This window comes from Streptomyces sp. NPDC001858, from assembly GCF_053594615.1.
In genome coordinates, this window is the sequence record NZ_JBSFEV010000006.1 from 32,279 (window position 1) to 56,134 (window position 23,856).

16 protein-coding genes are annotated in these 23,856 nt (G+C 68.3%); 11 read left to right on the forward strand and 5 right to left on the reverse strand.

The window, feature by feature from the left end:
- Positions 1–223: 223 nt before the first annotated feature.
- Complete coding sequence (locus tag ACWCPF_RS10560; protein ID WP_451044604.1) at positions 224–949, forward strand: response regulator transcription factor; 726 nt, start codon at positions 224–226, stop codon at positions 947–949.
- 254 nt (positions 950–1,203) lie between these two features.
- Positions 1,204–2,631, forward strand: coding sequence for a HAMP domain-containing sensor histidine kinase (locus tag ACWCPF_RS10565; protein ID WP_451044874.1), 1,428 nt, complete (start codon positions 1,204–1,206; stop codon positions 2,629–2,631).
- A gap of 210 nt (positions 2,632–2,841) precedes the next feature.
- On the opposite strand, the gene ACWCPF_RS10570 is transcribed toward ACWCPF_RS10565, so the two are convergent.
- A complete protein-coding gene (locus ACWCPF_RS10570) occupies positions 2,842–3,585 on the reverse strand; it encodes a class I SAM-dependent methyltransferase (protein ID WP_451044605.1) in 744 nt (247 codons plus the stop codon).
- A 140-nt stretch (positions 3,586–3,725) separates the two neighbouring features.
- Here ACWCPF_RS10570 and ACWCPF_RS10575 point away from each other — a divergent pair, with 140 nt between their 5' ends.
- The 3 genes from ACWCPF_RS10575 to ACWCPF_RS10585 all read left to right on the forward strand — a co-directional run bounded on the left by ACWCPF_RS10575 (position 3,726) and on the right by ACWCPF_RS10585 (position 7,652).
- Positions 3,726–5,072, forward strand: a complete 1,347-nt coding sequence (locus tag ACWCPF_RS10575) for a DUF3500 domain-containing protein (protein ID WP_451044606.1) — start codon at positions 3,726–3,728, stop codon at positions 5,070–5,072.
- A gap of 244 nt (positions 5,073–5,316) precedes the next feature.
- Positions 5,317–6,381, forward strand: coding sequence for a lytic polysaccharide monooxygenase auxiliary activity family 9 protein (locus ACWCPF_RS10580; protein WP_451044607.1), 1,065 nt, complete (start codon positions 5,317–5,319; stop codon positions 6,379–6,381).
- A gap of 974 nt (positions 6,382–7,355) precedes the next feature.
- Positions 7,356–7,652 (forward strand): hypothetical protein, encoded by a 297-nt coding sequence (locus ACWCPF_RS10585; protein ID WP_451044608.1) that lies wholly within the window; start codon positions 7,356–7,358, stop codon positions 7,650–7,652.
- Between the two features lie 155 nt (positions 7,653–7,807).
- On the opposite strand, the gene ACWCPF_RS10590 is transcribed toward ACWCPF_RS10585, so the two are convergent.
- Positions 7,808–8,800 (reverse strand): acetylxylan esterase, encoded by a 993-nt coding sequence (locus ACWCPF_RS10590; RefSeq protein WP_451044609.1) that lies wholly within the window; start codon positions 8,798–8,800, stop codon positions 7,808–7,810.
- A 271-nt stretch (positions 8,801–9,071) separates the two neighbouring features.
- Here ACWCPF_RS10590 and ACWCPF_RS10595 point away from each other — a divergent pair, with 271 nt between their 5' ends.
- The 6 genes from ACWCPF_RS10595 to ACWCPF_RS10620 all read left to right on the forward strand — a co-directional run bounded on the left by ACWCPF_RS10595 (position 9,072) and on the right by ACWCPF_RS10620 (position 16,989).
- Positions 9,072–10,061: an ABC transporter permease gene (locus ACWCPF_RS10595; protein WP_451044610.1), complete on the forward strand. Its 990-nt coding sequence runs from the start codon at positions 9,072–9,074 to the stop codon at positions 10,059–10,061.
- Positions 10,058–10,972, forward strand: coding sequence for a carbohydrate ABC transporter permease (locus tag ACWCPF_RS10600; protein ID WP_451044611.1), 915 nt, complete (start codon positions 10,058–10,060; stop codon positions 10,970–10,972). Before ACWCPF_RS10595 ends, ACWCPF_RS10600 begins: the two co-directional genes overlap by 4 nt.
- A gap of 33 nt (positions 10,973–11,005) precedes the next feature.
- A complete protein-coding gene (locus tag ACWCPF_RS10605) occupies positions 11,006–12,661 on the forward strand; it encodes an ABC transporter substrate-binding protein (protein WP_451044612.1) in 1,656 nt (551 codons plus the stop codon).
- Positions 12,658–14,166, forward strand: coding sequence for a GH39 family glycosyl hydrolase (locus tag ACWCPF_RS10610; protein ID WP_451044613.1), 1,509 nt, complete (start codon positions 12,658–12,660; stop codon positions 14,164–14,166). The genes ACWCPF_RS10605 and ACWCPF_RS10610 overlap by 4 nt, the downstream gene beginning before the upstream one ends.
- Positions 14,167–14,263: 97 nt before the next feature.
- Complete coding sequence (locus tag ACWCPF_RS10615; protein ID WP_451044614.1) at positions 14,264–14,947, forward strand: hypothetical protein; 684 nt, start codon at positions 14,264–14,266, stop codon at positions 14,945–14,947.
- A complete protein-coding gene (locus ACWCPF_RS10620; RefSeq protein ID WP_451044615.1) occupies positions 14,944–16,989 on the forward strand; it encodes a beta-galactosidase in 2,046 nt (681 codons plus the stop codon). Before ACWCPF_RS10615 ends, ACWCPF_RS10620 begins: the two co-directional genes overlap by 4 nt.
- Before the next feature lie 11 nt (positions 16,990–17,000).
- Here ACWCPF_RS10620 and ACWCPF_RS10625 read toward each other — a convergent pair whose 3' ends face one another.
- From ACWCPF_RS10625 to ACWCPF_RS10635, 3 genes are all read right to left on the reverse strand, one after another.
- A complete protein-coding gene (locus tag ACWCPF_RS10625) occupies positions 17,001–19,064 on the reverse strand; it encodes an alpha-glucuronidase (protein WP_451044616.1) in 2,064 nt (687 codons plus the stop codon).
- Positions 19,065–19,157: 93 nt separating this feature from the next.
- On the reverse strand, positions 19,158–19,682 hold the full coding sequence (locus tag ACWCPF_RS10630) for a hypothetical protein (protein ID WP_451044617.1): 525 nt from the start codon (positions 19,680–19,682) through the stop codon (positions 19,158–19,160).
- Between the two features lie 110 nt (positions 19,683–19,792).
- Complete coding sequence (locus ACWCPF_RS10635) at positions 19,793–23,596, reverse strand: GH92 family glycosyl hydrolase (protein WP_451044618.1); 3,804 nt, start codon at positions 23,594–23,596, stop codon at positions 19,793–19,795.
- Positions 23,597–23,856 lie beyond the last annotated feature (260 nt).

Genomic DNA, 23,856 nt, shown 5'->3' on the forward strand with positions numbered 1-23,856 from the left:
GGTTTCCGTCCGTGTCGACCGGTGGTTTCCGTGCGCGCCGACCAGACGTTTCCGTAAGCGTTGACGACGGTTTCCGCAGGATGGCGGAGGGCTGTCGTACGCGCAGACGTGGGGTGCTGTACGCGTAGAGGTGGGGTGCCGTCCGGCCGTGCACGCCATGTCCCACGGCTTGACCTCAGTCGGAACACAGGGTTCCCTCAGCCGACCGGGACAGAATCCGGACATGACTGGCACCCACGGGCTGCGATCCGTCCGCGTTCGCGTCCTGATCGTCGACGACGAACCCGCGCTCACCGAAGTGCTGTCCGTGGCCGTCTCGGAGGCGGGCTGGCACCCCTATCCGGCGCCGGACGGACAGAGCGCGCTGCGCGAGGCGCGCCGCTGCGCCCCGCACGCGGTCGTCCTCGACGGGATGCTGCCCGACCTGGACGGCATCCAGGTGCTGCGACGCCTGCGATACGAGAACCCCGAGCTGCCCGTCCTCATGCTCACCGCCCGCGACGCCGTCGAGCACCGCCTCGACGGACTGGAGAACGGTGCCGACGACTACGTCACGAAACCGTTTTCACTCCAGGAGGTCGTGCTCCGGCTGCGCGGACTCCTGCGCCGCTCCGGTGCCGAGCGCACCCGCACGGACGACTCCGTCCGCGTCCTCGGCGACCTGATGATGGCCGCCGAATCCAGAGAGGTGCACCGTGACGGTGCCCGGATCACCCTCACCGCCAAGGAGTTCGACCTGCTCAGCGTGCTGATGGAACACCCGCGCCAGGTGCTGAGCAAGGCGCAGATCCTCGACCGGGTCTGGAGCAGTTGTTTCGACGGCGGCGGAAACCTCGTCGAGGTGTACATCTCCAGTCTGCGCCGAAAGATCGACCGCGGTCGCGCGCCCATGATCCACACCGTGCGCGGGCTGGGATACGCCATCAGGCCGGTGGAGGACGGGAGATGAGCACCGGCGGAGGACCCGAGACACGTGGTCGCAGCGGCGGCCCGGCGACGAACATCCGCAGCGGGTCTGAGGCGGGCGGGGGCGGTGGCCGGGAGGCGGGCGCTCGTGGTGGACCGGAATCGGGCACGGGCAGCAGTCGGGAGGTGGGCGCGCGCGGTGGATCGGAGACGAACGCCCGCAGGCTCGGGGGCCGTTCCCTGCGCACCCGACTCCTGTTCTTCATCACGGCGATCCTGGTCGCCGTCTGCGCGACGATGGCCGTCACCACGGTCTTCGCGCAGCGCGCCTACCTGCTCGGCAATCTGGACGACCGCGTCACCGACGCCGCGAAGCGCAGCGTCGGCGGGGCCTCGCTCCACCCGAACCTCACCCGCGACCTGACCTTCCTCAACGAGAGCGGCCACCCCGCGGGGATGCTCGCTGCCCGCCTCGACACCGACGGCGGTGTCCTCGCGGCGGCCACCGTCGGCCAGGACGCCCCGCCGCAGAACCTCACCGCCGCGCAGACCAGGGCGCTGTCGGGCATCAAAGCTGACAGTTCCTTCCATACGAGAACGGTTCCAGGCCTCGGCAGCTATCGCCTCACCGCCCTCGACGACAACGGTGTCCGGGTTCTCACCGGCCTCCCGATGGACGACGTCCAGAACATGATCAGCGGCCTGGTGGCGATCGAAGCGGTCGTCGCGGCGGCCGGGCTGACCGCGGCCGGCGGTGTGTGCGCGGTGGTCATACGACGTCAGCTGCGCCCGCTCGGCAGGGTCGCCGCTACCGCCGTCGAGGTCTCGCACGCCCCGCTGTGCCGCGGCGAGGTAACCGGTCTCACCCGGGTTCCCGACCGGGACACCGATCCCGGCAGCGAGGCCGGCCAGGTCGGAGCCGCCCTCAACCGCATGATCGACCATGTCGAATCCTCGCTCGCCGAACGCCAGCGCAGCGAGGAGGTCGTGCGCCGCAGCGAGGAACGCATGCGGCGTTTCCTGGCCGACGCCAGCCACGAACTGCGCACACCGCTCGCCTCCATCGCCGGATACGCGGAGTTGATGAACCGGGGAACGGACCGCATCGAACCGGGGCTGGCCTGGCGGCGGGTGACGGCGGAGTCGGCGCGCATGACAGGGCTGGTGGAGGACCTGCTGCTGCTCGCGCGGCTCGACGAGGGCAGGCCTCTGCAGTCCTTCGAAGTGGACATGGCCGCGCTGACCGCCGAGGCCGTGTGGGACGCCCGCGCCGCGGGCAGCGGCCACGACTGGCAACTGGAGCTGTGCCTCGACGAGGCGCCGCTGGTCCTCGGCGACGAGGCGCGCCTGCATCAGGTGGTGGCCAACCTGCTGGCCAACGCGCGGGTGCACACCCCTGTGGGCACGCGGGTCGTGGCAGTGGTGGAAGCACGCCGGGGGCTGTGCGTGGTGCGCGTCCGGGACGACGGCCCCGGCATTCCGGCCGACCTCCTCCCGACGGTCTTCGAACGCTTCACCCGCGCCGACGTCTCCCGGGCCCGCGCCACCACAGGCAGCGGCGCCGGGCTCGGCCTCGCCATCGTCGCGGCGATCACCGCGGCCCACGGCGGCCACATTGCCGTCCACAGCGAACCGGGCCGCACCGAGTTCATCCTGGAACTGCCGCTGGCGGGGGAGGCGGGAGCGGACACCTTGACCTGGAGTCCGCGGGTGTCGGTGCGCTGAGATGACGAACCGGCACGCCGTGGACGTGCGTGCTCTGCGGCGAGCAGGAAACACCGTGAAACAGACGGCCGGTGGGAAACGACAGCAGAAACAAGCTCAGGCGGCGCGATCGACAAGGTGAGCCGGTCCACCTCGTGCCGCCTCGCCCACCCAGTACCGCCTCGGGTCACCTCGTGCCGGCTCGGGCGGCCTCGGGCCGCCGGACCAGGGTCAGATGTCCGCGACCAGGAGCCGGTAGCCGACGTCGATCGCGTCGAGGGCGAGCAGGTCGGCATGCCGTTCGTGCCAACGGCCGGTCGCCAGATCGTCCTCGAGCGCGGCCAGACCGGGCGCGAGGGCGTCCTCGCCGGTCTGGGCGAGCATCGAGATCCCGGCCCGCACCTGCGGGTCGAGGTAGGCGTGGGGCCGCCGCCAGTAGGCCGCACCGAATCCGTCGGTGCAGTCGTGCGGCACCGGGACGATCTCCTGACGCGCCCCGCCGAGGAGAGCGACCAGCCGCTCGATCGGCACGGCGCGGCCGTCGTCGAGCGCAGCGGCCTGCGGAAGGTACTCACGGACGAGCCACAGCCGCTCGCGGTAGATCGACTGGTCCCAGGTCAGGACGACGACCCGACGCCGGGCGACCCGACGCAGCTCGGCGAGTCCGGCCTCCAGGTCCGTCCAGTGATGAACGGTCAGCACCGCCATGACGGCGTCGGCGGCGTCGTCGCGTACCGGAAGCCGCTCGGCGACCGCACGCACGACGGGCGCGGTCCCCGGCGGACGCTGTCCGATCATGACCTCGCTGGGCTCGACGGCGAGAACCGTCCCCGGCGGTTCGTAGGAACCGGTTCCAGCCCCGACGTTGATCACATCGACGGCGTCTGCGAGCGCGGCGTGAATGCGCGCCGCGATCCGCGCATCGGGCCGCCGCGTCCGACCGTAGGTCCCACCGAGCATGTCGTAGACGGCCATACCGCTCAGTGTGCGCAGCGGCCGGCTGGCCATGCCTCGATGAGCGCATCTCTTCAGCTTTCGCTCAGCTTCCGCTCGCAGAGTCATCAACGCCCGGCAGTCCGCCACGGACGTGCCAACGATGAAGGGAGCCAGCGGAGATGACCGATTCCACCACCGGGGAACTGGAACCGCAGGCGGAACCGCAGCGCGGTGCCGGCCGACGCGCTCACGCCGATCGCCGAAACTTCATGCGCAAGGTTTTCCTCGCCAGCGGCGCCACCGCCGTCGCGACCATGGGCGGCGCCGGCGCCTGGGCCGCGATGGCCGACGACACCACCGCCACGGCGGACGCCTCCGCCTCCGCCTCCGCCTCGCCGAGCGGAGCGCCCAGCGGCGGACCGGGCGGCGGGGCCGGCGGCGCGATGCCGACCGAGGGCATCACCGAGGAGTTCTTCGGCCTCACCACCGACGGCAAGCGGATCGACAACCTGTACGCGATCCACTCGCAGAAGGTCACCACCGCCCCGGTGATCGCCGCCGCCAAGGCCTTCCTCGCCGGACTCAGCGACAGCGAGAAGTCCGACGCGCAGTTCGCGATCCACTCCACCGAGTGGCGGCTATGGAGCAACACCGACGCCTACTCCCGTCAGGGTGTTTCCATCGCCGATCTCTCCGACGAGAAGAACGCCCTCGGCGAGGCCCTGCTGAAGGCCGCGTTGAGCGCCCAGGGACTGGAAACGACGCAGCTCACCCGGAAGATCAACAAGGCGGCCTGCGAGGCCGTCAACAACACCCAGTACGCCGAGGCCTACTACTGGACGATCATGGGAACGCCCTCCGCCATCGAGCCGTGGGGTTTCCAGTTCGACGGCCACCACCTCGTCGTCAACTACTTCGTCCTCGGCGACCAGGTCGTCATGAGCCCCTGTTTCTGGGGTTGCGAGCCGACCTCCATGGAGATCGACGGCACGAAGACCGAGGTGATGCAGGAGGAGATCAAAGCGGCGCTCGCGGTCGTCAACTCTCTGGACACCACCCAGCGGTCGACGGCGATCCTCAAGTCCGACAAGGACAACGACGAGATCACCGCCGGCGCCTTCACCGACAACGCGGTCGTCGAGTACAAGGGCATCCTCGCCAGCCGGCTCACCCCCGGCCAGCGCAAGTCGCTGCTGACGCTGGTCGGTCTTTTCGTCGGCAAGGCCAAGGACGACGTCGCGAAGATCCAGCTTGCTGAGATCAAGCAGCATCTCGGCGAGACCTACTTCGCCTGGATGGGCGGTACAGCCGCGGAATCCGCTTTCTACTGCCGTATCCAGAGTCCCGTCATCTGGATCGAGGTCGACTGTCAGTCGCCGTTCGCGTTCGGCTCGCTCTACGGCGAGACCAATGGCGGCGACCCGACCCAGCAGCACCTGCACTGCGTGGTCCGCACGCCCAACGGCAACGACTACGGCAAGGAACTTCTGCGCCAGCACCTTCTGACGTCGCCGCACCACCACTGACGGACGGACCCTCACAGAAGCGCCGTACAGGCCCGTTTACAAGTGGGCCGTACGGCGCTACCTTCCGCCACAGGTGGAGTGGGAGCGCTCCCACATCGACCCGCGTCCGATGGACCGGAACCCGTCGGGCGCGAGCCCGGGACGCTCCCGCTTCGCGCATCCACAACCGCACCCGCACCCGCAGTGCCTCCATGCAAGCACGGTCCGTACACGGAAGGCGGACTCATTCGCCATGTCATCTGTCATGATCGCGCCAGACCTCAAATCCCGGTTACGCCCCCGAGCCCTCCTCCTCGTCCTCCTGGCCCTGCTGGCCACGGTCCCCGCCCTCGGCCTGATCGTCACGACCGGCGGCAAGGCCGAGGCCCACGGCACCCCCATGAAGCCCGCCAGTCGCACCTTCCTGTGCTGGCAGGACGGACTGACCGACACCGGTGAGATCAAACCGGTCAACCCGGCCTGCAAGAACGCGCAGCAGGTAAGCGGTACCACACCGTTCTACAATTGGTTCTCCGTGCTGCGCTCCGACGGCGCAGGCCGCACCCGCGGCTTCGTGCCGGACGGTCAGCTGTGCAGCGGCGGCAACGCCAACTTCACCGGTTTCAACGCGCCGCGCAGCGACTGGCCGCTCACCCACCTCACCTCGGGCGCGACCGTCGACTTCTCCTACAATGCCTGGGCCGCGCACCCGGGTTGGTTCTACGTCTACGTCACCAAGGACGGCTTCGACCCGACCCAGACCCTCGCCTGGGACGACATGGAGGACCAGCCGTTCCTCTCCGTCGACCACCCGCCGCTCAACGGCAGCCCGGGCACGGTCGAGGCCAACTACTCCTGGACCGGGCAACTCCCGGCCAACAAGTCCGGACGGCACATCATCTACATGGTCTGGCAGCGCTCCGACAGCGCCGAGACCTTCTACTCCTGCTCCGACATCGTCTTCGACGGGGGAAACGGAGAGGTAACCGGTATCCACGAACCGGGCAACCCGACCGAGCCCGTCCCCGGCACGTGCACCGCCACGCGCAGGACGACCAACAGCTGGAACGGCGGCTACCAGTCCGAGGTGACCGTCACCAACTCCGGCGACGTCCCGATGCTCGGCTGGATGGTCGACTGGACGCTGCCGACCGGCCAGTCGGTGGTGAGTCTGTGGAGCGGCAACGCCACGTACAACGGGCAGGCGGTGATGGTCCATAACGCCGACTGGAACGGCTCGTTGAGTCCGGGCCAGAGTGCGACGTTCGGATACGTCGTCTCCGGCTCGGGCGGTGACAGCGCCACAAGCCTTCCCTGCCGGGTCGGCTGAGCGGCAGCCGCTCTGGGCGGACCCGGTGGGCAGCGAGCCGTGCGCCCACCGGGTCCGCGAGCCGGGCCGGCCCCAAGGGGGGAGTAGGGCGGTCCGGGGTGTCCCCGCCCAGGCGATGCCAGGGGTCGGGAAGCACGTGTGCGCGACAACGTTGTCTTGATGCCGCTTGCCGACTCTATCGACTCAACCCGTGTAGCGGCCAACCGAGTTGGCGAGCATCGGCCGAAAACGCGTTGCCTGCTTCTCGCACGGCCGCGCACGGTCGGTCACATGGAAACTCCGTGATCGCCCTCGCCCGACCGCGTAGAGCACGACTCCGCCATCGCGCACTGTTTCCGCTGCAGCACACTCACGACCGGGTGTTTCTGGAACGGCTTACTACCACCGTCCTGGAAGTGGACGAGGGCTGTGTAACCGGCCGTGGAAGCGGTTACGTCAACTTCCCCGCCGCGAAGGCCGCCGATTGCCGTCGGCGGTAACGCCAGTACGACGAGTGGCGGGCCGATCTGGACCGCAGCCGCAGTCTGGCCGAAACCAATGTGGAGCGGGTCGGCGGCATCCCGCGCAAGTCGACGAAGACACGGATTCGACGTCGGATTAGGTCATGACGCTTTCCGTGCGCGGGATCGCGCTCACGGCGCGATGAGCCGGATCAGCGATGCCAAGGAGCGCACGGAGCGGCCGACCACGAACCGGGTGTCGCCGTCGCGCCGGCACCGGACACGCTGACCTTTGCCGCCTGCATCGACACCGTGGGCAGGACCGGCGAGGAGCCGTCCTGCTCGACGGCGCGTCCACGGAAGGCCTGTTGGCTGTGTCGGCGCAACGGCTCGGCGCAACGGCTCGGCGCTACGGCTCGGTGCTGCCGAGCGGCTGCCGGTCACCGGTCCCAACGGCGCGGCCAAGGCACGTTGTTGTGCGTCCTGGCCGGGGGCGACCCGGTAAACCGACCGCGGCGGTCGGACACGGGCACGGTGGACGTTTCCGGCCGAGTGGGGCACCTGTGGCAGGAGGGTGTGCGGTGGCGGCCGGGGCTGAGCGTGCTGGTGGCGTTCGCGTACTGCCGCCCCGGCGGCCGGGACGAACACGCCGACCGGCTGCCGTCGCCCGGCCTGCCCATCCATCGTCAACTCGCACTGAGCACCCATGAGTTGTCGTACGAGCAGCGACGGCGTATCGAGCGTGCCCGGCTGGTGAGCGAGCGGATGCACCTCCTTCTGCTGGGCTCGTACGGACGAGCCCACGAACCACCTCTCGCCGTCCCTCTTTGAGGAGTTGAAGATGGCGCTGGCCGGCAGCGCGGGCGCCCTGGCGCTGGTCACCCGCGATCGGCGGATGCGCGCGAGGTTCACCGGTTCGCGGCCGGAGCCAAGGGACCGGGTCGTAGCCGTCGGCGGCGGGCGGCAAAGCAAGGCGGGAGCGGTCGTCAGTTGCCCAACTGATCGGACAGCCACTGAAGTTGGCGTCTCACATGCACCCCCTCGCCGCCCTCGTGCCCGTTGAACGGATACGCGTGGATCTCCTTCCGGGGATTCACGCCGACGCTCAGCTCTCCGTATCGGTTGAACGCTGCGTACGCCCCACTCGGCGGGCAGACCGTGTCGCGCAGGCCCGTTCCGAAGTGGGCGGGGGCGTGGGCGCGGCGGGCGAAGGAAACGCCCTCCACGTAGGAAAGCGTGCGGTAAGCGGCTTCTTCAGCGCCGCGGTGGACGGAGAGGTAAGCGGCGATCTCGCCGTACGGACCCGCGTCGGTGAGGTCCAGGGCACGCCGGATGCCGCACAGGAGTGGGGCCGTGACGAGGACGGCGGTCAGGTCCGGGACGAGACCCGCGACCGCGAGGGCGAGCCCGCCGCCCTGGCTGTTGCCGACGGCGACCGTGCGGGCGGGGTCGACGCCGGGCAATGCGCGGACCGCCGTCACCGCGCGCACCGCGTCCGTGATCAGGCGGCGGTAGTGGTAGTCCTGCGGGGAGAGGAGCCCGCGGACGGCCGGCCCTGGGCCGCCGGGCGCGGTGGCGTGCGGGTCGGGGGTGGCGCCCCCGTCGCCGTACTGGTCGCCCTGGCCGCGGTTGTCCATGAGCAGATGCGCGTACCCGGCGTTGACCCAGGTCAGCCGCTCATGGGGGAGGCCGCGTCCGCGTCCGTACCCGATGTACTCGACCACCGCCGGAAGCGGTTTCCGTACGCCGGACGGGCGGCTGAACCAGGCCCGCACCGGATCCCCGGCGAAACCCCGGAACGTCACGTCCCAGGTCTCTGTGAGACGGAGACCGGTTTCGACGGGATGCACCGAAACCAGCGGGTCCCGCTGGTCGGCCTCCTTCAGGGTTTCACTCCAGAACGCGTCGAAGTCGGCGGGCTCGGCAGGCTCGGGGCGGTGGCGCTCCAGCTCCGGCAGGGGCAGGTCGAACGCGGGCACGGGCACACCTCTCAGGGGTCGCGGCCGATCGATCGTTGCGTAGGTCATCCAGAAATTTGCGGAGGACGGTAGCACCCAACTCCCCGGTTCTACCCCGCCCGGAAGGGATTCCAACGCCACACGACATCCCACCAGTCCACCGTGCAGCACCCATTGACAGCGCTTTCCGTGAGCCCTTACGTTTCCGCAGAGTTACCGGTAAGAGAACGAAAGTTTCGAGATCAGACGCCGCGAGTCGAGCGTTTCGAAGAACGTCCCGGGAGGCCCGAGCATGAGTACCTCCACCACATCGGCCCCGTCCGCAGGAACCCAGGACCCGCCGCCGAAGACCCGGCACGGTCCCGCGCGGCCGGTCGTACGCCGCAGCTGGCGGCGTGCGCTGCGCCGGGACTGGCAGCTGTACTCGCTGGCCGTGCTGCCGTTGCTGTTCTTCCTGGTCTTCCGTTACCTGCCGATGATCGGCAATGTGATCGCCTTCCGCCGCTTCGAACCGGGAGGTTCGATCCTGGGGGAGCAGTGGGTGGGGCTGCGCTATGTGCGGATGTTCCTGACCGACCCCACCTTCTGGCAGGTCTTCCGCAACACCCTGTGGCTCGGTGCGCTGACGCTGGTGTTCTGTTTCCCCATACCGGTCGTGCTGGCGCTGTTGCTCAATGAGGTACGCCGACGTTCGCTGAAACGATTCGTGCAGTCGATCTCGTACCTTCCGCATTTCCTGTCGATCGTGATCGTCGCCGGCATCACGATGCAGATGCTGGCCACGGACGGCCCGGTCAACCACGCACTGGGCTGGCTCGGCCACGATCCGATCCGCTTCATCCAGGAACCCGGGTGGTTCCGCACGGTCTACATCGGCTCGGAGATCTGGCAGACCGCGGGCTGGGGCACGATCCTCTACCTCGCCGCGCTCACCACGATCGACGAGGACCTCTACGAGGCGGCCCGCATCGACGGCGCGAACCGCTGGCGGCAGATCTGGCACGTCGCCCTGCCGGGTATCCGCCCCACCATGATCACGCTGCTGATCCTCAACATCGGCACGTTCATGGCGGTCGGTTTCGAGAAGGTCCTGCTGCTGTACAACCCGTTGACGTATCCGACGGCCGACGTGGTCTCCACCTATCTCTACCGGGCCGGCGTCGAGTCCAACAGCTTCAGTTACGCGGCCGCTATCGGCCTCTTCGAAGCGATCATCGGCCTGGTGCTGATCACGAGCGCCAATCAGTTGTCACGTCGCACGATGGGGACGAGCCTGTGGTGAGCCTCCTGACCTCCCGTGCGCCGCGCCCGCGCACCTCCGTGAACCAGCCCACGCGTGGTTACCGCGTTTTCCAGGGCGTCAACGGTGTGATCCTCACCCTGGTCGTGCTGGTGACCCTCTATCCCTTCGTCAACATCGTCGCCCGGTCCTTCAGTGGCGAACGTCAGATCCGTGCCGGTGAAGTGACCCTGCTGCCGAAGGGGTTCAATCTCACCACTTACAAGATCGTTTTCCATGACTCGATGTTCTGGCGCAACTACGGAAACACCGTGCTCTACACGGTCTTGTCCACCGTCGTCGCCATGGTGCTGACGACCTGTTACGCCTACGTCCTGTCGAAGAGGAACCTCAAGGGACGGGGCGTTCTCGTCGGCGTCGCCGTGTTCACCATGTTCTTCACGGGCGGACTGATTCCCAACTATGTCCTGGTCACCAGCCTCGGTCTGAAGAACTCCGTCTGGGCGATCGCCCTGCCCAACGCGATCAGTGTCTTCAACCTGCTGGTGATGAAGGCCTTCTTCGAGGGCTTGCCCACCGAACTGGAGGAGGCCGCGGAGATCGACGGGCTGAGCACGTACGGCATCCTCCTCCGGATCGTGCTGCCGCTGTCCAAGGCGGTCATCGCGACCATGGTGCTGTTCTACTCGGTGTCCTTCTGGAACTCCTGGTTCTCGGCATACCTCTACATGGACCGGACCGAGCTGATGCCGGTCACCGTCTATCTGCGCAACATCATCTCGGGCGCCACCACGGGCGGTAACGCAGGTGCCGGAACCGAGCAGCTCAGTCAGGTCGGAGCGAACATCCAGGCGGTCACGATCGTGCTGACGTCGCTGCCCATCCTCTGCGTGTACCCGTTCGTCCAGCGCTACTTCGTCTCGGGCGTGACCCTCGGCGCGGTCAAGGGCTGAGAGCCGTACCTCTTACGGAACAAGGGAGTATCCGTGAAGAACGCAGGTCAGCTGTCACGACGTCAGATCCTCTCCGCGGCAGGCTTCATCGGCCTCGCCACGCTCACCGGCTGCGGCAGCGGCGACGAGGGAGGGGACTCCAAGGACCTCTCCAAGAAGCAGAACGGAGCGATGACGGAGTACCGCGCCGGTCAGCAGTTCAAAGCGTCGAAACCGCTTTCGTTCTCAGTTCTGCACAACAACAGCCCGAACTATCCGATGAAGGACAGCTGGCTGTTCTGGAAGGAACTCACCAGGCGCACCGGTATCACCCTGAAGCCGATCGCCGTCCCGCTCAGCGACTACGAGAAGAAGCGCAGCGTTCTCATCGGCTCGGGCGACGCCCCGTTCCTGATTCCCAAGACGTACCACCCGTCGGAGGCGGCCTTCGTGTCGTCGGGCGCGATCCTCCCGGTCAGCGAGTACGTGCACCTGATGCCCAACTTCCAGGACAAGGTCAAGAAATGGAAGCTGGAGCCGGAGCTCGACTCCATCCGGCAGTCCGATGGCAAGTACTACCTCCTCCCCGGTCTGCACGAAAAGGCCAAGTCCGGCTACTCGATGTCCTTCCGCACGGACGTGCTCGACAAGCTCGGTCTGAGCCTGCCCACCACCTGGGACCAGGTCTACGACGTCTTCAAGGCGATCAAGGCCGAGTACCCGGATCGCTACCCCTTCACCGACCGCTGGAGCACCAACACCCCGTTCCCCGCAGCCGCGTTGCTCAGCTACCTGGGTCAGGCCTACGGCGTGAAAGCCGGCTGGACCTACGACAACATCAGCTTCGACTCGAAGGCGGGGGAGTTCGTCTTCACCGGTGCCACGGAGGGGTACCGGCAGATGATCGAGTTCCTGAGAAAGCTGGTCGCCGAGAAGCTCATCGACCCGGAGAGCTTCACCCAGACCGACGACGACGCGGTGCAAAAACTGCTGGGCGAGAAGTCCTTCGCCATCAGCGCCAACCCGCAGGAACTGGTCCAGAACTACCGCTACAACCTGGAGAGGCAGGTCAAGGGCGCGAAGATCGAGATGGTGCCGGTGCCACTCGGCCCGGCGGGTCCGGTGGTGATGGGCGGCGTCCGGCTGGAGAACGGGGTCATGATCTCCACCAAGGCCCTCAAGAGCGACACCTTCGTCGCCATGATGCAGTTCGTCGACTGGCTCTGGTACTCGGACGAAGGCCAGCGATTCTCCAAGTGGGGTGTCCAGGGCACCACCTACACCTACACCGACGGCAAGTACAAGCTGGAACCCGGCATCAGCCTCATGGGATCCGACCCGGACGCCCCGAAGGACATGCAGAAGGACTACGGTTTCTACAACGGCGTCTTCACCTACGGCGGCAGTTGGGCGCTGGTCTCCTCCTCCTTCAGCCCGGACGAGCAGAAGTTCCAGGACGCGATGGCTCAACGCCAACAGCTGCCCATCGACCCGGCCCACCCACTCCAGTCCGTGGAGCAGGAGCAGGCCTCGCTCTGGGACACCCCACTGAGGGACCACGTCACCCAGAACATGCTCAAGTTCGCCCTCGGCAAGCGCCCGCTGTCCGAATGGGACGACTACGTCACCGAGTTGAAGGCCAAGAACATGGACCAGCTCGTCGGCCTGCACAACAAGGCGCGCGAACGCTTCAAGAAGGAAAACGGGTGATCCGCGTTCCCGCCGATCCGACCGGTCGGCTCTCCGACGCCTGGCGGTCGTGCGTCGGCACCGGCCGCGTCGAACTCGCCCTGCGCCGCGACTACCAGGACTCCCTCGCCGTGCTTCAACGCGACATCGGTTTCCGGTACATCCGCGGCCACGGCCTGCTCAGCGACGGCATGGGTGTCCACCGCCCGTACGACCACGAGGGCGCGCGCCGCATCCATCACTCCTTCACCTACGTGGACCAGGTCGTCGACGCATATCTGGCCGCCGGCCTTCGCCCCTTCATCGAACTCGGCTTCATGCCCCAGGAGTTGGCCTCGGGCACGCAGACCGTCTTCTGGTGGCGCGGCAATGTCACCCCGCCCCGCTCCCACCGGGAGTGGGCCGACCTGGTGCGCGCCACCCTCGCCCACCTCGTCGACCGCTACGGCCTCGACGAGGTCCGCAGCTGGCCCATCGAGGTGTGGAACGAGCCCAACCTGACCGACTTCTGGCAGGACGCGGACGAACAGGCGTACCACCGGCTGTACGAGGTCACCGCGCACGCCGTGAAAGAGGTGGACGCCGACCTCCGGGTCGGCGGCCCGGCCATCTCACCGGGTGCCGACGACTGGCTGGACAGGTTCGCCGAGTTCGCGGAACACCGGGACGTGCCCGTCGACTTCGTCTCGAAGCACGCCTACACCTCGGGCCCCGCGCAGCACGTACCGTTCGGCGTCCATCAGACGCTGGCCCCGGCCCTCGACCTCCTCGACCAGTTCGCCACGCCCCGCGCCCGCCTCAAGGGCACCCGGCTAGCCGAACTTCCCGTTCACATCACGGAGTTCAACTCCTCCTATCGCCCCGACAACCCCATCCACGACACCGCGTTCCATGCCGCCTATCTGGCCCCGGTGCTCGTGCACGGCGGCGACCACGTCGACTCGTTCTCCTACTGGACGTTCAGCGACATGTTCGAGGAAACCGGTGTCCCCACGGCGCTCTTCCACGGCGGGTTCGGACTGCTCACCCACCGGCAGATCAGGAAACCGACCTACCACCTGTACGCCTTCATGGCGCGCATGGGCCCCGATCTGTTGGCCCGCGGCGACGACCACCTGGTCACCCGCCACCCCGACGGTCGCGTCACGGTCCTGGCCTGGGCGCCCGTCGACCCGACCGGCCAGACGCCCGGCCCCGACCGGCACATACTGCGCTTGTCCCTTCCGGTCGCGGCCCGAGAGGTCTTCGTCCGCCGGTCCACCGTCGACGACGAGCACGGAAACGCTTACACCGCCTGGCGGCACATGGGCAGCCCGCGCTCTCCGAAGCCCCGACAACTGGACGTCCTGCACGAGGCCGCCGAACCCGCCCGCAGCCACCGGCGGCTGCCCGCACGGGAGGGCCGCGCAGAACTGGACCTCACCCTGACCCGCAACGAGATCACCCTCATCGAGCTCACACCCGTCGCCGACGAGACCCCGCCCTGGTGGGACGAACGACGGCTGCTCGGCGGGACGGCGTCATGAGCAGCCCGGCGGTCTGCCTCGTAACCGGTTTCTCTCGCTGCTGCCGTCGCCGTCGCTGCTGTAGCTGCTGCACCCGGTCGTCGGAGAAGGAGTGCTCATGAGCACCGTGGACACCATGGGATTCGGCACCGGTCTGCTCTCCCGTGCCGCCGCCCTTCTGCACACCCTCCTCATCGTCGAGACCCTGCTCCTGGCGACGGCCGCCCCCGGTCTCATCGGCCTGCTTTTCCTGGGCCCCGACCCGGCGAACCTGCCCCTGGCCGCCCTCTGCCTGCTGCCGCTCGGTCCGGCCGCCTCCGCCGCGCTGTACGCCCTGCACCACCGCAGCCGCGACCTCACCGACCTGCACCCGGCCCGCGCGTACGGGCGGGGCTGGCGCCTCAACGCCCTGCCGGCCCTCAAACTCTGGGCGCCCCTGCTGGCCTGGCTGACCGTGATCGTCTTCACCCTCACCCACTTCGCCGCGACCGGACTGCCCCGCTGGTGGGCGGTGCTCCTCGGCGTCATCGGCGTGGCCTCGCTCCTCTGGGGCGCCCACGCGCTCGTCCTCACCTCGTTGTTCACGTTCCGCGCCCGCGACACCGCCCGCCTCGCCGCGTATTTCCTGCTCCGGCGAGGGCGCGCCACCCTCGGCGCGGCCTCCCTGCTCGTCCTGGCCGGCGGACTGACCGCCCTGCTGACGGAGGCCCTGCCCGCTCTGCTGGCCGCACCGCTGCTGCTCTCCCTGCTGCAGTCGAGCCGCACGGTGATCGTCGAGACCCAGGAGGACTTCACCGCATGACCGCGCCCGACACCGCAAACGACGGCCGACTCCCGCGCACCGGCAAGATCCCGTACGGCGGCGACTACAACCCCGAACAGTGGCCGCAGGACGTCCAGGACCAGGACCACCGCCTCTTCACCCAGGCCGGCATCGACACGCTCACCGTCGGAGTCTTCAGCTGGTCGCTCACCCAACCCGCCGAGGCCGTCTACGACTTCACGGTTCTCGACGGCATCCTCGACCGGGCCGCCGCCGAGGGCCGACAGGTCTGCCTCGCCACAGCGACCGCCGCACTCCCGCCCTGGCTCGCGAAAAAGTACCCCGAGGTCAACCGCACCGACTTCGAAGGCCGCCGCCACCGCTACGGCCAACGGCACAACTTCTGTCCCAGCTCGCCCGCTTACCGCCGACTGTCCACGGCCATGGCCGACCGCCTCGCCGAACGTTACGCAGCCCACCCGGCGTTGCTGGCCTGGCACATCAACAACGAATACGGCGGCGCTTGTTACTGCGACCTGTGCGCCGACGCCTTCCGCGCCTGGCTGCGCGACCGGCACGGCACGCTGGACGCCCTCAACGACGCCTGGTGGACGACGTTCTGGTCGCATCGCTACACCGACTGGGACGAGATCGAGCCGCCGAGCGCCCTCACCGAGCACTGGCGCGGCCCCGACCACACCGCCTTCCAGGGCATCACGCTCGACTACCAGCGCTTCATGACCGACGCCCTGCTCGGCTGCTTCATCGCGGAGAAGAAGGCCATCCGCGCCCACGACCCGCACACTCCCGTCACCACCAACTTCATGGGCGCCTACCGCCCGCTCGACTACCACCGCTGGGCGCCCCACCTCGACTTCGCCTCGTGGGACAACTACCCGCCCCTCGACGCCCCGCCCACGCGTCCGGCCCTCGCCCACGACCTGATGCGTGGCCTCAAGGACGGCGCCCCGTTCTGGCTGATGGAGCAGACCCCGTCGACCACCGCCTGCCGGGACGTCAACCCGCTCCGCCGCCCCGGCGAGCTCCGCCTTGCCACCTGGCAGGCCATCGCCCATGGCGCGGACGCGGCTCTGTACTTCCAGATGCGCGCCTCACGCGGTGCCTGCGAGAAGTACCACGGCGCGGTCATCGGTCACGCAGGCCGCGACGACACCCGTGTCTTCACCGAAGTCGCCGACCTGGGACGGGAGTTGAGCGAGATCGGCGAGGTCACCCTGGGAGCCCGGACCCCGGCCCGCGTCGCCCTCCTCTTCGACTGGGACAGCTGGTGGGCCCTGGAGATCTCCGACGGCCCCTCGCGACTGGTCCGCTACCCGGACGTCGTACACGCTTACTACCGTGCCGCCCGCGAGGCCGGCGCGGACGTGGACGTCGTGGCGGTGACCGCCGATCTGACGGCGTACGACGTGGTCCTCGCACCGGTGCTCCACCTGGTCAAGGGAGACCTGGCGGCCCGCCTGGAGGCGGTGGCCGGACGTGGGGGAACCGTTCTCACGACGTTTCTCACGGCCCGCTCCGATGAGCACGACCGCGCCTTCCTCACCGACATCCCCGGCCCGCTCGCCCCCCTCATGGGCATCCGCGTCGACGAATGGGACGCCCGGCCGGAAGACGTCGTACAGCCCGTCGACCTGGGGGAGCTCACCGCCCAGGCACGTCTCGTCTTCGAGATCGTCCAGCTCCGCGGCGCAGAGGCGGTCGCCGTTTACGGTACCGATTTCTACGCGGGCACCCCGGCCGTGACCCGCAACGACTTCGGGGCGGGAGAAGCCTGGTACGTGGCGACAGCCCTCGACCAACCAGGCGTCGACCATGTCATGCGCCGCGTCCTCGCCCGCCACGATCTGGTGGGCCCCTACGCCGACCACCGCACCGTCGAGACCGCCACCCGCGTCAGCCCCGACGGCACCCGCTTCCTCTTCCTGCTCAACCACGATGTCCGACCTGCCCACTTGACCGCTCACGCCCCCGCCACGGACCTCCTCACCGGCAAAGGGTTCGACCAGGGCGAGGCGCTGACGCTGGACCCGCTCGGCGTGGCCGTCCTGCGGCTCCAGTAGAACCTGCGGCTTCAGTAGATCGTGCGTCCTCGCTCATCCGGGACTCCGGACTTCCGCAGGAAATAGCTGTTCACCTGGTCCCGCCACTCCCGTGCGCTGCGCACCTGCTCCTCGTACCGTTCCGCCACGCGTGCGTGCCACGCCGGTTCCACCAGGTCCACGAGGCCCGCCCAGACCCGGCGGGCCTCCTCTGCTTCCTCGACGCCCTCGAAATGGGTGTCGTAGATGTGCTGGACAACCGTTTTCCCACTCTTCAGCACATGCCCGTACGGCACGTGGTGGAAGAACAGCAGCAGCTCGTCCGGACATGAGTCGGGCGACTCGTACACCTCGGCCCACGCCTTGGTGTACTGCGCCGCGTATCCGGTCCCGGTCGCCGCGCTCCGGTCGACGCCGACGCCGTCCCGGTCCGCGAAGTGGTACGTCCCCCAGGGGCTGTACTCGTAGCCGTCGACACTGGGGCCGTAGTGATGTCCCGGCTGCACCATGAAGCCGACGCCCAGCGGCGCGGTGTACTTCTCGTACGTCCGCCAGGAGCCGTGCAGCACGGCGCGCAGCCCCTCGGCGAGGGGCTCGGGGGCGGACGGGAAGGTGAGCCCGATCCACTCGTCCAGGATCCGACGCGCATCGACGTCCGGCTGCCACGCGAGCCGGCCGAAGGTGTAGAGGTTCGCCTGCGCCAGCGGATGCCCGGTCCAGAACGGGTCGTCGCCCACGTTGGACACCGCCACCAGCCCGCCGCGCGCCAACTCACCGACCGCCGGGCTCTGTTCACCGCCAGGGCGGAGGCGCAGCACCTCGCTCCACATCGGTCCGAGCCAACACACGTGCCGCTGCTGCCCGGTGTACTCCTGCGTGGCCTGCACTTCCAGGGCGACCCGCGTTCGCGGCAGCGCGCCGAGGACCGGTGACACCGGCTCGCGTACCTGGAAGTCCATCGGCCCGTGCTTCACCTGTAGCACCGCATTGTCGGCGAACTCCCCGTCCAGCGGGGCGAAATGGTCGTAGGCGGCCCGCGCCCGGTCCGTCGAACGATCCCGCCAGTCCTGGCGGTGGTCGTACACGAACGCCCGCCAATGGACCGTGCCGTCGTGCGGGGCGAGAGCGGCGGCCAGCATGTTCGCGCCGTCCGCATGCGAGCGGCCGTAGGTGAACGGGCCCGGCTGGCCCTCCGAATCGGCCTTCACCACGAACCCGCCGAAGTCGGGGATCGCCGAGTACACCCCGCGCACGGCCTCCGCCCACCAGCCGCGAACCGACTCGTCCAGGGGATCGGCGGTGGAGAGTCTGCCGAGCACGATCGGCGCGGCGAACGTCACCGACAGATGGGTGCGGATTCCGTACGGCCGCAACGCCCCCGCGAGCCGGGCGACTTCGTCGATGCGGTCGGTGAGGAGGTGCGCCTCGGTCTCGTGCACGTTGACGTTGTTGACCGAGACGGCGTTGATCCCGCAGGCCGCGAGCAGCCTGCCGTATGCCCTTACCCGTTCCGGTTCTTCACGCGCCCGCCCGTCCTGCCAGAACAGCGAGCCGCCGGCGTAACCGCGCTCCACCTGGCCCATGACCGGATGCACGGCGACGTTGTCCCAGTGGTCCAGCATCCGCAGTGCGGTCGCAGGGCGGTGCACCTCGCGCTCCCGCGTGCCCTGGAAAGCGTTTTCACCGAGCCGCACGACGTGAAACAGCCCGTACAGCAGCCCGCGCTGACCAGTTGCCGTAACCGTGGTCGTTCCGTCGGAACGCTCGAAGACGAACCCCTCGTCACCGAGATCACCGAGATCGCTGACATTGCCGACATCGCTGAGGTCGTCGACATCACCGGTCCCAGCGCGGCTCCGGCTCTCGGCAGCCTCACCGGCCAACCGCAGCACGAGGTCGTACGGGGCGTCCGAGGCGTCCCGTACGACCTCTCCGCCGAACTTCGCGCCGGCGTAGGCCACTTCACCGTGCACCGTGTCCGCCAGTGGTCCCGAGCCGCGGACCAGGGTCCGCCGGGAGCCCAGGGGCCGGAACGCGTCCGGCGGCAGCCAGGCGGGGTCGACCCCCTCGGGCAGGACGGGCACGGTGATCGGCATGGTGTCCCTCCAGTGGTACGGGCTTGCCCGGGACATGCCCGGTCGTGGTCGGCCGTGATCGGCCGTGATCAGCGGGTATGGCCGGACGAGTCGTTAGGCGACGGCGGCTGCGGTGCCGCGCGCGGCACCGATGAGGTCGGTGAGCCCGGCGTCGTCGTACACGGAAATGTCGACGTAAACGCCTTCCGGGATGTCGAAGTCCTGGATCTCGTAGTCCAGCACCGCCGTGGTCCCGGGCGGGCTGAACGTGCCCAGGTTGTGCGTCGTGCCGCCGGACATGTAGCTCACCTTGACGTAGTAGGTGTCACTGTCGTTGGCGGTGTCGTACACCCACAGCTTCTCGTCGTTCGGATGGAACTCCACCTTGCCGACGAAGGAGCCGGAGTTGATCAACTCCATCTTCACGGCATAGCCGCCGGCGTCGTTCGCGAAGTAGGTGTTGTCGAACGGGTCGGTCAGGTTGCCGCCGCTGCACGGGCAGTTGTCGGTGTCGTAGTAGTACGCGTGGAACGTCGGGTTCGGACTGTACGCCTGCGCCGGAGCCGCCGTGGCGAAAAGGGCCCCCGCCCCCAGCGCCGCACCCGCGACCAGTCCGGTGAACCGTCTGATGATGCTCACAACCGCTTTCCCCCTCCATGACGGACCGCCCGATGCGTCCGTGGGCGGCTTGATGATTTTGGAACACCGGTGACGCCCGGTACAGCGGGTCATTGCTGTTAGTTACGAGATCATGACAACAACTCGATCTCCGCCAGGTGTGCGTCGCTGCCGAGGACCAGTCGGTAGTGCCCGTACGTGCCCGGCCGGGCGACGGTGAACACCCGGGTCTGCCGGTCCCACCGGAACATGTCACCGGAGTCCGAAGCCGAGCGCCGGTCCAGATCGGTCCACGTCAGTCCGTCGGAGGAGCCTTGAAGGGTCCAGCTCTCCGGAGCCTGCGCCTGATCGGCGGACGTCAGTGTGTACTGCACCGCCTTCGCGCCCGTCCTGACCGGCAGGTCGAGTGTTCCCGAAACCGTTTCCTGCGTCGCCGATGTGTCGTCGAACAGCGGGCCCTCGCCCTGGAGCACGTCCTCGCGGGGTGCCGGCGCCTTGTCGTCCTGGGTGATCGAGACCGGAGCAGCCGTCTTGCCGGTTCCCCAGGCCGACGGCCGCGGTCCCATGTCGAACTCCAGGACGCCGCCCTTCGCCAGGAGCGTGTGGGGGAGCGAAGTCGATTTCCAGGAACGGCCGTTGACCTTCAGACCCTGCACGTAGACGTTCTTCGCGCTGTTCTTCGGCGCCTTCACGACCAGATCCTTGCCGTTCTCCAAATGCACGGTCGCCTTGGTGAACAGCGGGGAGCCGACGGCGTATTCGCCGCTGCCCATCACCAGCGGGTAGAAGCCGAGGGCGGAGAACAGATACCAGGCCGACTGTTCGCCGTTGTCCTCGTCGCCGTGATAGCCCTGTCCGATCGCACTGCCGGTGTAGAGCCGGGCGAGCACCTCGCGGGCCTTGGCCTGGGCCTTCCAGGGCTGCCCGGCGGCGTCGTACATATAGATCGCGTGATGGGCGACCTGGTTGGAGTGCCCGTACATGCCCATTCGTACGTCCCGTGCTTCCGTCATCTCGTGGATGACCCCGTTGTACGAGCCCGCGAACTCGGGGGAAGCGGTTTCCGGCGTGGCGAAGTAGGCGTCGAGTTTCTTCGCCAGACCAGCACGGCCGCCGTACAGGTTGGCCAGACCCCGGCTGTCCTGCGGGGCGGTGAAGGCGTAGCCCCAGCCGTTGGTCTCGGTGTAGTCGTAGCCCCATACGCGCGGGTCGTAGTCCTCCGAGGACACCCGCCAGTCGCCCTTGTCGTCCTTCCCCTGGAAGAACCCGGCCTTCGCGTCGAAGAGATGGACGTAGCCCTGCGCCCGGTTGAGGAAGTAGTCGGCCTCCTCCCGGTAACGCTTTTCCCCGGTCTGTCGGTACAGGGCCTGGCCCATGCGGGCGATGCCGTAGTCGTTGAGGTATCCCTCCAGCGCCCAGGAGAGGCCCTCGTGCGTGGCCGTGCTCGTGTAGCCGAGGAAGGGAGAGGTGGCCATGCCCTTGCGACCCACCCCCGAGGTCGGGGGCACGACCGTCGCGTTCTTCAGGGCGGCCTCGTACGCCGCCTTGGCGTCGAAGCCGACGCCCTTGACGAATGCGTCCGCGAAGGCCACGTCCGACGACGTGCCGGTCATGAGGTCCGCGTAACCGGGTGAGGACCAGCGCGAGGTCCAGCCGCCGTCCTTGTACTGCTGCACGAAGCCGTCGGTCAGCACACCTGCCTGCGTGGGCGTCAGCAGGGCGTATGCCGGCCAGGTCGTCCGATAGGTGTCCCAGAAACCGTTGTTGACGTACACCTTGCCGTCGACGATCTTCGCCCCGGTGTGGGTCGGAGTGTCGGGGCCCTGCATCGGTGAGAAGGGAGACGCGTACTGGTGCTTGGAACCGACCTTCTCGAAACCGGAGTTGGGGTACAGGTACAGCCGGTAGAGACTGGAGTACAGCGTGGTCAGCTGATCCTGGCTCGCGCCCTCGACCTCCACCGTGCCCAGAAGCTTGTCCCACTGCTGCTGGGCACGCGACCGGACCGTGTCGAAAGCGGTTCCCTCCGGGATTTCCTGGCGGAGGTTGTCCCGGGCCTGGTCGACGCTGATCAGCGAGGTCGCCAGACGCAGGGTGACCGCATGGTCGGCGCCCGCGTCGAAACGCAGGTAACCCTTTACCCCGCTCGACGCCCCGTCCGTCACCGGTGCGTCGAACTCGCCGTACACGAAGAGCCGGGTCGCGCCCGTCGACAGCCCCGACTTCACGTCCGAGTAACCGCTTACGACTCCGGTTTCCTCGTCGAGCGTCAGCCCCGCCTGATCCGTGACGTTGTCAAAGACGACGCTCGCGTCCGCGCCCGGATACGTGAAGCGCAGAGCGGCTGCGTGGTCGGTCGGCGCCATCTCCGCTGTGAGACCGTTCTCGAAACGTACTCCGTAGTAGTACGGGCGGGCGGTCTCGTTCGTGTGCCGGAACGCCAGCGCACGGGCCGTCCGGCCGGTGTCGGGAACGCCGGCCGCAGCGGACGGCATCACCTGGAACGTCTGGCGGTCTCCCATCCACGGACTCGGCTCATGGCTCGCGCTGAACGCCTGGATCGTCGGCAGGTTGTCCGCGTTGTTGGCGCGGGCGTAGTCGTACAGCCAGCCCAGTGAGGACGCGTTCGTCACCGGGGTCCAGAAGTTGAAGCCGTGCGGCACGGCCGTCGCGGGAAACGTGTTTCCGCGCGAGAAGCTCCCGCTGGAGTGGGTGCCGCGCGTGGTCACCGCGTAGTCCGACAGATGCACCTTCGCCGCCTCCGGGGCAGCCGTGCGCAGCGCGATGTCGTCCACCCAGCCCCGGAACCGGGACGGTCCGCCGGGGGAGTCGTAGGCCACGAGGATCCGGTCGACCGTCTTGCCGGCCGCCACCGCTCCGATCCCCGACACCACGTCGTTCCACTGGTTGACGTACAGCACCTTGGCGGCGCCCTGCCCGCGGGGCGACAACGGGAAGCCGTGCTGATCGCTCGCCCCCAGGCCGCTCAGATACGTTCCGTCCGTGAAGGCCAGATCCACGGAAACGTTTGTGGCGGCGTAGTCCCGGTCGCCCTCCGCCATCGCGGGGAAGATCCGGTACGCCAGCTGCGTAAGCGAACCCACCCGGACGTTCACGTCGAAAACCTTGTTGTACGAATATCCCCGGCCGGAGGCGGTGTGCCGGCCGGCGTAGCGCAGCGCCCGCAGCCCGGTGAAACCGGCGCCCGCTTTCGCGGTCGGCGAGCCGCTCGGGCCGCGGTCGACGACGGTGAGCATGTCCGGCGGGACGGGCCCGTCGCTCCCGCCCGTGCCGAACCGCACGTCGGCGAGCTGCAGGATCCCGGCGCCGTGGTTCCTGGTGACCTCCAGCCGGTAGTGCCGGTACTCGGCCGGGGCCGCGACACCGTACGTGCGGGTCTGGAACCGCTCGGCGAAGGACTCCCCGGAGCGGGAGTCCAGCGGCGTCCAGGCGGTGCCGTCCGTCGAGCCATAGAGCGTCCAGTCGGCCGGGTCGCGCTCGGCGAAGTCATTGGCAGAGGTGAGCGCGTAACCGCTTACGCGCACAGGTTCGTCGAGATCGAACTCGACCCACCCGGTGGCGGCGAACGTCAGCCACTTGGTGCTCGCCTCGCCGTCGACGAGGTTGTCCTTCACCTCGCCGCCGGCCGTGTTCTCCGCGCTCGCCCGGACATCGGTGACCCGGTCGGTCACGTCGCCCGGGAGCCCGCCGCCGTAGCCGCCGTCGACGCCCGAGGCCCGTTTGCCGCCGCCCGGCGTGGTGTCGACCGTGCTCAGCCAGTCCGGGGTGCGTTGACCGGTTTCGAAGGACGAGGCGAAGCCCCGGCTCGGAAGGGGGAGCGGCGACGGCAGCGCCACCGCTGTTTCCGCTGTGCCGAGCGTCATGATCAGAGCGGCCGTGACCACGACCGCCCGCAACCGTCCGAACCGCTGCATGCGTGAGCACCCTCCCCGCGCGCCGGACAACGCCTCGGACAACGTTGTCCTCCTGGTTGCGCAGGAATCAGTAGGGAGCCAAGTGGACAGTGATGTCAAGGATGTTGATTGCGCCAGACGGGGGTCATGTCATGCAATTTTCCGGCAAGGCGCCCACCGGTCCTTCATATTTCCGGGAGGTCTCAACTCGGAAAAGACCAACGGTCAACCTTGCATTCGATCTTGCTCCGTCGACCAGAAGTGGACTATACCTGTCGGCA